14 protein-coding genes and 1 tRNA gene are annotated in these 9522 nt (G+C 65.6%); 14 read left to right on the top strand and 1 reads right to left on the bottom strand.

Annotation, left to right across the window (positions count from 1 at the left end):
• Positions 1 to 11 precede the first annotated feature (11 nt).
• From HMUK_RS08295 to HMUK_RS08265, 7 genes are all read left to right on the top strand, one after another.
• Entirely contained in the window at positions 12 to 926 is a 915-nt protein-coding gene (locus HMUK_RS08295) for a DUF106 domain-containing protein (protein WP_015762691.1), read from the top strand.
• A 63-nt stretch (positions 927 to 989) separates the two neighbouring features.
• On the top strand, positions 990 to 1568 hold the full coding sequence (gene cmk / locus HMUK_RS08290; protein ID WP_015762690.1) for a (d)CMP kinase: 579 nt from the start codon (positions 990 to 992) through the stop codon (positions 1566 to 1568).
• A gap of 1 nt (position 1569) precedes the next feature.
• Positions 1570 to 2469 (top strand): RNA-guided pseudouridylation complex pseudouridine synthase subunit Cbf5, encoded by a 900-nt coding sequence (locus HMUK_RS08285; protein WP_015762689.1) that lies wholly within the window; start codon positions 1570 to 1572, stop codon positions 2467 to 2469.
• A 116-nt stretch (positions 2470 to 2585) separates the two neighbouring features.
• Positions 2586 to 2656, top strand: a tRNA-Pro gene (locus HMUK_RS08280).
• Between the two features lie 271 nt (positions 2657 to 2927).
• Positions 2928 to 3479, top strand: a complete 552-nt coding sequence (locus tag HMUK_RS08275; RefSeq protein ID WP_015762688.1) for a hypothetical protein — start codon at positions 2928 to 2930, stop codon at positions 3477 to 3479.
• Positions 3480 to 3649: 170 nt separating this feature from the next.
• Positions 3650 to 4117: a hypothetical protein gene (locus HMUK_RS08270; protein WP_015762687.1), complete on the top strand. Its 468-nt coding sequence runs from the start codon at positions 3650 to 3652 to the stop codon at positions 4115 to 4117.
• Positions 4110 to 4829 (top strand): DNA cytosine methyltransferase, encoded by a 720-nt coding sequence (locus tag HMUK_RS08265; RefSeq protein WP_015762686.1) that lies wholly within the window; start codon positions 4110 to 4112, stop codon positions 4827 to 4829. The genes HMUK_RS08270 and HMUK_RS08265 overlap by 8 nt, the downstream gene beginning before the upstream one ends.
• On the opposite strand, the gene HMUK_RS08260 is transcribed toward HMUK_RS08265, so the two are convergent.
• Entirely contained in the window at positions 4813 to 5082 is a 270-nt protein-coding gene (locus HMUK_RS08260) for a hypothetical protein (protein WP_015762685.1), read from the bottom strand. The genes HMUK_RS08265 and HMUK_RS08260 overlap by 17 nt on opposite strands.
• A gap of 122 nt (positions 5083 to 5204) precedes the next feature.
• On the opposite strand from HMUK_RS08260, the gene HMUK_RS17755 reads away from it, so the two are divergent.
• The 7 genes from HMUK_RS17755 (at position 5205) to HMUK_RS17590 (ending at position 9504) form a co-directional block, all read left to right on the top strand.
• Positions 5205 to 6503 (top strand): hypothetical protein, encoded by a 1299-nt coding sequence (locus HMUK_RS17755; protein WP_015762684.1) that lies wholly within the window; start codon positions 5205 to 5207, stop codon positions 6501 to 6503.
• A complete protein-coding gene (locus tag HMUK_RS08250) occupies positions 6500 to 7081 on the top strand; it encodes a hypothetical protein (protein WP_015762683.1) in 582 nt (193 codons plus the stop codon). Before HMUK_RS17755 ends, HMUK_RS08250 begins: the two co-directional genes overlap by 4 nt.
• A complete protein-coding gene (locus HMUK_RS08245) occupies positions 7081 to 7653 on the top strand; it encodes a hypothetical protein (protein WP_015762682.1) in 573 nt (190 codons plus the stop codon). The genes HMUK_RS08250 and HMUK_RS08245 overlap by 1 nt, the downstream gene beginning before the upstream one ends.
• Before the next feature lie 8 nt (positions 7654 to 7661).
• Positions 7662 to 8228 carry a hypothetical protein gene (locus tag HMUK_RS08240; RefSeq protein ID WP_226928622.1) on the top strand — a complete coding sequence of 189 codons (567 nt, stop codon included), beginning with the start codon at positions 7662 to 7664 and terminating at the stop codon, positions 8226 to 8228.
• Positions 8225 to 8503, top strand: a complete 279-nt coding sequence (locus HMUK_RS08235; RefSeq protein ID WP_015762680.1) for a hypothetical protein — start codon at positions 8225 to 8227, stop codon at positions 8501 to 8503. Before HMUK_RS08240 ends, HMUK_RS08235 begins: the two co-directional genes overlap by 4 nt.
• Before the next feature lie 75 nt (positions 8504 to 8578).
• A complete protein-coding gene (locus tag HMUK_RS08230) occupies positions 8579 to 9367 on the top strand; it encodes a type IV secretory system conjugative DNA transfer family protein (protein WP_126967128.1) in 789 nt (262 codons plus the stop codon).
• Positions 9364 to 9504: a hypothetical protein gene (locus tag HMUK_RS17590; RefSeq protein ID WP_015762678.1), complete on the top strand. Its 141-nt coding sequence runs from the start codon at positions 9364 to 9366 to the stop codon at positions 9502 to 9504. Before HMUK_RS08230 ends, HMUK_RS17590 begins: the two co-directional genes overlap by 4 nt.
• The last annotated feature ends 18 nt before the right edge of the window (positions 9505 to 9522 follow it).

Below are 9522 nucleotides of genomic sequence, written 5' to 3'. Positions count from 1 at the left end.
GTAGTACACGAATGGCACGTACCGCCCAGAAAGTAGAGTCGCTCGCCAGCGAGGGCGAGGACATGACCGACGCACTGGCGACCGTCCTCGCCGTCGCCGAGGAGCAGGGAACCGTCTCCTGGGCCGACGTGAGCGACGATCTCACGAGCGGTCAGTGGGGCCGGCTCATCGAGAAGGGGCTGCTGGTCGACGCCGACGGCGCAGGGTTCGTCCTCAGCGACCCCGACGGGATCCGCGACGCGCTCGGCGAAGACAGCGTCGAGGCCGCCGCGGCCACCAGCGGCGACAGCGACGGCGACGACGAGGGCGTCAACTGGACCAGTTACGACAAGGGCGCGGCCCTGGTCACCGTGGGCCTGTTCGCCGGCTACATGCAACAGGACGTGCGCGCACTCGTCGGCGGCACGATCGACATCGTACTGGGGCCGCTCAACGACGTGGTTCCGTTCTACGTCGTCATCCTCGTGCTGGCGATCATGACCGGTCTCTGGTCGACACTCCTCCAGGACAACCTCATGGACTCGGAAGTCATGGGGAAGTACCAAGAGAAGATGCAGGATCTGCAGGACCGCCGTGAGGCCGCCAAAGAGCGCGGCGACGACGAAGCCCTCGACGAGATCCAGCAAGAGCAGATGGAGGCGATGGGCGACCAGCTGGGCATGTTCAAAGCCCAGTTCCGCCCGATGGTGTGGATCATGCTACTGACGATCCCCGCCTTCCTCTGGATGTACTGGATGATCCGCGACGGTCACATCGAGGCCGCAGAGACCGTGATGGTGCTTCCGCTGGTGGGCGAGGTCTCGAACTGGCAACAGGGTGTCCTCGGGCCGCTCCAGGCCTGGATCCTCTGGTACTTCCTGTGCTCGCTCGGGTTCAGCCAGCTGCTCCGGAAGGCACTGAACGTCCAGACCTCGCCGACGGGGTAGCCGACACCGCGAACGCGACCGGAAACAGACAGCCTCTTTATTCGCGCCCTCACCAGTCGATACATGTTGATCACCGTTTCCGGACCGGCGGGTAGCGGCAAGAGCACGCTCGCCGCGAACCTCGCCGAGAAGCTCGGATACGACCACGTCAGCGGCGGCGACATCTTTCGCTCGCTGGCCGAGGAACGCGGCGTCTCGCTGGTCGAACTGAACCAGCAGGCCGAGTCCGACGACCAGATCGACCGCGACCTCGACCGGCGACTGCGATCGACCGCTCGCGAGGAAGACGATCTCGTCCTCGAATCCCGGCTGGCCGGCTGGATGGCCGGCGACCACGCCGACCTGAAGTTGTGGCTCGACGCACCACTGGACGTGCGAGCCGAACGTATCGCCGACCGCGAGGAGAAGTCCGTCACCGAAGCCAGAGACGAGACGCAGGCCCGCGCCGAGAGCGAAGGACTGCGCTACCAGGAGTACTACGGCATCGACATCGACGACCGATCGATCTACGACCTCTCGATCAACACCGCCCGCTGGGACGAGACCGGCGTCCAGGAGCTCATCGTCGCCGCCGTCGACGCCTACGAACCGGACGGTGACGAGGGGAAAGCGCCGACGGCCGGCGTCACCTACGAGTTCTGAGATGGTCCGCGACTCGCCCGAACACCGGTCGCCCGCCGATCTGCTCACCTTCGGCGTCGTCAACCTCGACAAGCCACCCGGCCCCTCCGCCCACCAGGTGGCCGCCTGGGTCCGGGACGCCGTCGACGACGCGCTCGACGCGGCCGGCGACGACCGGACGCTCGGGCGCGTCGCACACGGCGGAACGCTCGACCCGAAGGTCACGGGCTGTCTCCCGATCTTGCTCGGCGACGCCGCCCGCGCGGCACGCGTGTTCGACGACGCAGTCAAAGAGTACGTCACGATTCTCGAACTCCACGACCAGGCCCCGCCGGACTTCGACTCGATCGTCGCCGAGTTCGAGGGCGAAATCTACCAGAAGCCCCCGCGCAAGAGCGCCGTGAAACGACGGCTCCGCAGCCGGACGATCCACGCGCTAGACGTCCTCGAACGCCACGATCGCCGGGCGCTCCTGCGCGTCCGCTGTGGCTCTGGAACGTACGTCCGAAAGCTCTGTCACGACATCGGGCTCGCGCTCGGGACCGGCGCACACATGGGCGAACTCCGACGCACCGCGACCGGCGACTTCGACGATCGCGACCTCGTCACCATGGAGGACCTCGTCGACGCACTGGCCGAGTGGACCGACAACGACGACGAGACGTGGCTCCACGAGACCGTCGCACCCGCGGAACGCGCCCTGGCCGGCTATCCCACGGTGACCATCGCACCCAGCGCCGCCCGCGAAGTGGCACACGGCGCACCGGTCTACGCACCCGGCGTGATCGAGACCGACGCCGAGCAGGGTGCCGACGTGTGCTGCGTGACACCCGACGGCGCGGCGGTGTGTCTGGGCAGACTGGTCGGCGACCCCGACGCCGACAGCGGCGTCGCCGTCGAACTCGAACGCGTCCTCGTCTAACGCTTCTGTGGGCGGCGACACCCGCCGCGACTCGACGCGCCCGACCGAGACGATGACTCCCACACACAACGCCGAAGCGTAGCCCTTAATTAGTGGACCCTCCTCATCCCGAGTGCGGGACCGTGGGGTAGTGGTATCCTCTGCCGATGGGGTCGGTAGGACCTGAGTTCGAATCTCGGCGGTCCCACTCCAAAATAAAGGATAGCGGCCTTCTTCGCCGCTTTCTCACTGAAACGAGGTGGTCAGCGTGAGCCGTGCACCCGACGCTGACAGCCAAGAAATCTGTCAGTTCTGCGGCTTCGCCATCGACCGCGAACTGAAGCGGTGCCCTGCCCTGGACAAGGGGGTGTGCCGCCCATGAGGTTCTGTCCCGACTGTGGTAATCGGTTGAGACGCGGGACTCGCGGCGATTCGTCGATCCCGAGCGAGTGGTGTCCCAACTGCCACGGAGGGCGACGATGAGCGGAGCCACGTTCACGCCGTCGACCACCTTCGACGATCGCCTCGGCGAGCCGTCTCAACTCCGGTTCCCCGAGGGTTGGACGCTCTCGGAGAGCTGGCAGCGAGCGCAGACGGAGGGCGATCGAGGCGGCCCGATCAACGACGCCGAGCGGATGGTCTGGCTTGAGGAGAGCGATGACCCCCACCGCGTGACCTTCGCCCTCGACGGCCAGCACCTCGTCGCCGAGTGCGACTGTGCAAGCGGCCAGTATCGCGGCTGGTGCGCCCACCTCGCCAGTCTGTGGTGGCGGTGGTCTCGGGGCCGGATCACCGTGCAACACCTCACGACCGGCCGTGAGTACGACGAGCCACCAGCGTGGTTCCGCTTCGATCCACCACCACGGCCACGACTCACCGACCTCACTCCTGCCGAACTCGACGCCTACCTGCACTGTGACGTTGGCGACGAGGGCGTCCGTCCCTTCGCCCGCCGAACCGACCGCGCCTTCGGTACGATCGGGAACCTTCTGAACGCTGCTCGCGAGAAGGTCGGAGGTGTTCAGCGATGACGGGGGACCCACCCACTACACTCTCTCAGGCGGATGCGGGGGGGGTGTCCGCCACCATACACTCGACTCGAAACGAACCCGAGGTTAGCCACCCCCCGGATGCGGGCTAGCCCGACCCTCGTTTCGAGTGCTTCCGCAACCGACCCCCGATCTGCGGATCGGAGGAAACCATGAGCGGGTCCCGCGGAAGTCGACTGCCCGGCGACTCCGAGACCGCCGACCGGCACAAGGCAGAGGCACGGGCCGAAGCACGTTTTTCCGGCGCTCTCGCTGCCCGTTTCGACGAGTACATCGAAGCGCACGGAGCCACGAAAAGCGATGTGGTCCGTGATGCTCTCGACGAATTCCTGCCGTCGTCGCAAGACTCGCGGTACCTCCTCCCCGAAGACCCGACGCTCGCCGACGCCTACCTCGCACTCGCTGGCGATCAAAAGCGGGTCATCAGTGTAGAGCGAGTGAAGTCGATCCTCTGCGAGGAGACCCACCCGAACACGCCGAAACAGATCATCCGTGAGGAAGTGCTGGAACCACTCGACGACACGCCGTTTCTCTCAGTCGTCTACGGGAAAGTTGCTGTGCGTCCGCTGACCGCCCGTGACGAGTTCGGCATCGAGGGAGGTGCGCCGGCCGATGACTGAGCAGTCTGGAAGCGGGACTGAACGAATCTGTCTGGACCTCTGCGCTGGCCTGGGCGGGTTCTCGTCGGCCTTCGAGGACGCCGAAAACTGGCGAGTCGTCACCGTTGAGATAGAAGAGGAGTTCGAGCCGGACATCTGCGCGGACGTGCTCAACCTCCGGCCGGCAGATCTGCCGGCCGCCGACATCGTCCTCGCCAGCCCGCCGTGTACTACGTTCTCGAAGGCGTGCCCGTCGGAGAAGTACTGGAACCCGGAGACGAAGGAACCGGACCACCCGAAGACCCGGAAGCACATCACACTCACGCACCACATCGTCGGGCTCATCAAGGCGATCTCGCCCGACTACTGGTTCCTCGAAAACCCCGTCGGCCGGCTGCGCTGGATACTCGGTCAGCCTGCCGGCACCGTCAGCTACTGCCAGTACGGAGAGGACGTGATGAAACCCACCGACCTGTGGGGAGACCACCCACAGGGCTTCGAGTATCGGTGGTGCGGCTACGCCGACGACTGCCACGAATCCAACACGCACGGCGGCTGTGCGAACACAGAAGACCCGTACCCACGCGACCCAGCGGAACGTGCGAAAGTCCCACACGAGCTATCCGAAAGCATTCTTCGAGCCGTTGAAGGCCGCCAAGAACAGCAGACTTTATTCGCGGTTGCGGACGGCGGGAACAGCCGCGACGTGAGCACGGCTACTGACCGGCAGTAAACGGCTCACCCTGCTTTTCGAGCGTATCCCAGTCGAACCCAGACGGTGCGACCATGATAACCCCAGTCCCAGCGAGCAGTGCCAGCTCCACTTCACTACTCTGCTCGATGCCCTGATTCCGGGCGTGGGGTTGCGGATATGGCACGTAGACCGAAGAACCGCCCTGTTCCTGCGCTTTTGCATCACCAAGGGGCACCACCGGACTGTCCGACAGCGCCCGACCAACGTTGTATCTCACTTGCCGCTGCGACATGGAACCTTCTAGAATCTGATTAGTAAAAAGTCTGTATCCGAATATATACTCGTACTCGGAGTGGTCCAGCCACCCAACACGTTCTACGTCCCGGTTAGGGGTATGGTGGTGACTTCTCCCCCGTGACGACACGTATCGAGTATGGAACCAAGGACGCGGCAGACGCCGCGAGAGACCGACACGAGGAGTATCTGTGTACCGACGACGACCGGCGGCTGAAGACCGTCGCCTACTCCGACGCCGACACGCCGGACCATGTGCTTGACGCCGAGCGCCTCGAAGCAGAAGACAGTCGGGGCGAAGGGAGCGACGGTCCCGGTCAGGTGCCGCTCAGTGACGGCGAGCGTGACCGGATCGACTTCGGGAAGGCACGCGCCTCGGTTCCCCACGCGAAGGCGGTCAAGGGGATCGCTCGGTCCGAGGGTGTCGAGGACTGGGTGAGCTACTACGACGGCACTCTGACTGTCGACGAACACCGCGAGGTGATGGCCGACGCCAGCCGCGAGAGCGGCAAGCGCACCGACGAGCAGGAGAGTGCCGACGAGAAGGCCGCTGACGCTGCCCAGACGGCAAAGGGCGAGCGATGCGACCACGCACGGGGCCACTGCGAGGCAGGTGATCCCGAAGCCTGCGAGTTCCTCACCGAGACCTGCCAGTACGACTTCGACGACGTGCAGGAGATGCTACTGGCCCAGCGGGCACCGGACGACCGCCCGGCTCCCTCGAAGCCCGAGGAGGTAGAACAGGGCGAGGCGGTCAAGTCCGAGGAGTTGACGGGCAAGCAGAAGGGCGCGCTCAAGCAGGCGTGGAACGGCTACCTCGGGGCGCTCGACGCCGTCGACGACGCCCTCGAAACGCTGGCCAACGAATGGGTCCACGCACAGCAGGCCGCCCGAACAATCAACGAGATTCGGGAGACCGTCGGCCAGCAGCCCCTTCACTTCGAGAAGCTGGAGGGATCACAGGCCGACCTGATGGACCTGGCCCGGCAGATGGCCGCCGACTGCTACGAGTGCCACGCCGACCACAGCGACCACTCGCACCCCGTCACTCAGGGGGACCGCGAGCACATTCGGCAGGTGGTCGCCGGCACTGACAGCGACGAGCAGGGCGAAGCACCAGTAGAGGGTGCTGACAGCAGCACAGAAGCGGAGAACGAGCAGGTGCTTCAGGGGGCCGAAAGCGCGCAGGTCGACCTGTCCGGGGAGCGAGAGCAGCAAAACCAGCAGACGGCACTGGCAGTCGAAGCGGATACCCGCACCGCTCAGGGGCGAGAAAGCACCGCTGAAGCACCGGTCAACCGGGGCGGTCTCCTCGCCGACGAACGAGACGACCCCTCGATGGGGGCAGAGAACGGCACCGAGAGCACCGACCAGCAGCAGTTTCACGACCCCGAACAGGGGACGATCAGTGAGTTATGACAGGACCAATTTGCCCCGCAGAGGGGTGCGACTACAACGAAGACGGCGAAAAGAGCAAAGAGAGTGTCCGGCGGCACATCAACGCGAAGAAAGACGCCGCTCACGAGGACATGGAAGCACTTCGAGCGGCGCTGATGGGCGTCGACGAGAGCGGTGACAGCGACGACGACCCGCCCGGCACCGGTGGAGCGGCCGCTACCGAGGAAGACGAGGACGACGAGCAGGGCGAAGCACCAGTAGAGGGTGTTGACAGCGGCACAGAAGCGGGAAACGAGCAGCCCGAGGAGGGCGACGAGATGGACCAATCCGACGAGTACGAGCAACAGCTACAGCAAACGAGCGGGGAGAGCAGTGGTGAAAGCACCAACGGCAGCGGGACGGACGATCAGGACGACCACGCTCAAAGCGGTGGTAGCGGCCGCTCGGGGGCGGTGATCCTCGTCGGGACCGTGCTGCTCGCGGTGGTCGTGGCGCTCGCGACCAGCTCCGACAGTGACGACGAGCAGGAACCGATCGAGGTGGAGAGCACGGCCGCCGAACCCGTAGACGACGGCGAAACACCCGAGGAGGTGTTTTGATGAGCGCGGATGCTGACGCCGTCGAGGAGGAGCAGCCCGAGGAGCAGGCTCCGGATCCCGAACCGGAGCCGGAGGAGACCGAAGATGACCGGCCGGCGATTGAGGACGACGAGCGGGCCGACGTGGACCTCGACGACCTCGACCTCGATACCGACGCCATCGAGGAGGAAGCTGGCGCTGGGGCCGACGAACAGGATGACGACGAGGGCGACACCAGCGACGACGAGAACACTGAGAGCACTGCACAGCCGACCGTCCCAGACGGCGAGTCGTGGGGCGACCAGTACGTGATGATGCTCTCTCTACTGCTGGGGGAGATCGCGGAGTCCAGCGACGGAGAGACCAGCAAGGACGCCGAAGCGATCGAGGAACTGGCCCGGTCGCCGCCGGTCGAGCTTGACGACGCGGTCGACCAGTGGCTCGCGGAGAGCGGTATGGAGATGGACTTCTCGCCGGGCAAGCAGGTGGCCATCGGGACCGCCGGCCTCGCGCTGGTGATCGTACTCACCGAGACCGACGTGGCACAGGACGCGATCAGTGACCTCACCGACGACCTGAACCTACAGCTATGATGGAGCGAATGAAGCAGCTACGGCAGATGAAAGGCGACCTGAACGACCCTCACAACTCCGAGCGGATCACGGCCCACGCCCGAGTACTGGCCGAGATCGAAGCCCAGCAGCGGGCGGCCGTGCTCGACCAGCGCGAGCGGCTGGGGATCGACCCCGACGACAGCGTGACCGACCTCGACGTGGAGGAGCGCGTGGCCGAACTCTGCGACGTGATTGCCGCCCGGACCCCCGGCGGCCCCTCGCTGGCCGAAATCTGGCTGTCGCGGTGTGCTCCCGACGATCTCGACGTGAGTGACCCGGCGATACTGGCGACCTACGCGGAGATGGAGCCAGGCGAGTGGCAGGACCAGATCGCCCGCTGGGCCGACGCGGTGCGACACCAGGCGGGGATCGAAGGACAAGCGGATCGGACGCTGGCGGATCGACACGTCAGCGCACAGTGGGGCGTCTCGCTCGATCGGTTCGAGGAGGCGGTGGTCGAGTGGGACCGTCGGCGGGCCGTTACCGACCTGCTGGCCGGCCCGAGTGAGGCCACAGAACAGGCGATCTACGCGAACACGGAGGCGCTGGCATGAATGTGAACTTGCCCTCGACGACCAGACAGGTGAGGAAGACGGCCGAAGCCGTAGCGTGGGTGCTGATCGTCGCGCTACTGCTCGATCTGCTGGTTTCGCAGGCTCGGAGCGACCAGCCTGCCGATCCCGACGAGTACCCGGACCACGCTGTTCTGACCGACCTGGATCTCGACGTGATCGAGGACGGCGAGCAGCGGCGCATCAGGACCTCCGGCGGCGACACGCTCCGGCTCGATGGCGAGCACGTCAAGGAGGGCAATGGCGACGATGAGTGACGGCGAATTGATCGGCCTACTTGGTGCCATCGCGTGGCTGGCTGGTTCGTCTCTCGGACTCGCGGGGTGTGGGGCGTGAATCTGCTCCTCGCAGCGGCGAGCGGATGGGGGAAGTCCTACGTCTGTCAGGCGACCACGGAAAGCAACCTCGGGGAGTACGACGGCGTGGTGCTGCTGGACTACAAGGACGAGTACCGCGGTCTCGTCAAGGCCGGGAAGGCCAAGCACTGGATCGCCGGCCCCGTCGAAGCCGAGCAGTGGTCGACCGATCACTTCCGGCAGCTGATCGAGCAGAACGGCAACGTCGTGCTGGCCCGCCACTCGCACCTGTCGCCTGAACAGTGGCGAGCGGTCTGTGCGAAGGCGATCAGTGCCGGTCGGCGGTCGTCCCTATCGGTGCTGTGGGTCATCGACGAAGCCCACTTCGTTGCCCAGCAACAGGCGAAGCTCCTCGACCCCATCAAGGGGCTGGCGACGACCGGGCGCGGCGAGGGCCAGTCGAGTATCTGGGTAACTCAACGGCTCTCAGAGCTGGCAGAGACGATCATCGCCCAGTGTACCGCCCGGAAACTCGGGGGCTTCGAGAGCGACCGCGACCTCTCAAAGATCGGCGGTGTAGTGGACTACCCGCAGGACCTTCACCGGTCGGGCGGCCACCGCGTGCCGGGCCTTCCCGACGACCTCCACGCCGACGACGGAGGGCCGGTCTCGGTGCGGAAGTGGACGGACGGCGACATAGTCACCGGCTCGGAGTGGATCTATTCGGACGACAGCGGCACAGTGCGACGGATGAACTCGGCCAACGTCGACATGGACAGCGAGCACGTCGGCGCGCCGGGTAAGAGCATCAAGATGCCAGAATGAGAACGCAAATCACTCTCCAGGGGACGGACAGCCAGGACTTCGAGCAGCTCCGCGAGACGATCGAGCAGCAACGGCCAGGGGGCCGGCCGAGCAACGCCGAAGTGGTCCGCGTGTTGATGGACGCTGCTCCGTATTGAAGTAGTGTACAGCATGGT

Source organism: Halomicrobium mukohataei DSM 12286 (genome assembly GCF_000023965.1).
Taxonomy (GTDB): domain Archaea; phylum Halobacteriota; class Halobacteria; order Halobacteriales; family Haloarculaceae; genus Halomicrobium; species Halomicrobium mukohataei.
This window is presented reverse-complemented; position numbering and strand designations above follow the sequence as displayed.

Excerpts from the sequence above, each read along its gene's own strand:
- HMUK_RS08240 (WP_226928622.1), top strand. The coding sequence starts at position 7,662 with ATGAAGCAGCTACGGCAGATGAAAGGCGACCTGAACGACCCTCACAAC.
- cmk (WP_015762690.1), top strand. The coding sequence starts at position 990 with ATGTTGATCACCGTTTCCGGACCGGCGGGTAGCGGCAAGAGCACGCTC.
- HMUK_RS08245 (WP_015762682.1), top strand. The coding sequence starts at position 7,081 with ATGAGCGCGGATGCTGACGCCGTCGAGGAGGAGCAGCCCGAGGAGCAG.
- HMUK_RS17590 (WP_015762678.1), top strand. The coding sequence starts at position 9,364 with ATGAGAACGCAAATCACTCTCCAGGGGACGGACAGCCAGGACTTCGAG.
- HMUK_RS08295 (WP_015762691.1), top strand. The coding sequence starts at position 12 with ATGGCACGTACCGCCCAGAAAGTAGAGTCGCTCGCCAGCGAGGGCGAG.
- HMUK_RS08265 (WP_015762686.1), top strand. The coding sequence starts at position 4,110 with ATGACTGAGCAGTCTGGAAGCGGGACTGAACGAATCTGTCTGGACCTC.
- HMUK_RS08270 (WP_015762687.1), top strand. The coding sequence starts at position 3,650 with ATGAGCGGGTCCCGCGGAAGTCGACTGCCCGGCGACTCCGAGACCGCC.
- HMUK_RS08285 (WP_015762689.1), top strand. The coding sequence starts at position 1,570 with ATGGTCCGCGACTCGCCCGAACACCGGTCGCCCGCCGATCTGCTCACC.
- HMUK_RS08275 (WP_015762688.1), top strand. The coding sequence starts at position 2,928 with ATGAGCGGAGCCACGTTCACGCCGTCGACCACCTTCGACGATCGCCTC.
- HMUK_RS08250 (WP_015762683.1), top strand. The coding sequence starts at position 6,500 with ATGACAGGACCAATTTGCCCCGCAGAGGGGTGCGACTACAACGAAGAC.
- HMUK_RS08235 (WP_015762680.1), top strand. The coding sequence starts at position 8,225 with ATGAATGTGAACTTGCCCTCGACGACCAGACAGGTGAGGAAGACGGCC.
- HMUK_RS08260 (WP_015762685.1), bottom strand. The coding sequence starts at position 5,082 with ATGTCGCAGCGGCAAGTGAGATACAACGTTGGTCGGGCGCTGTCGGAC.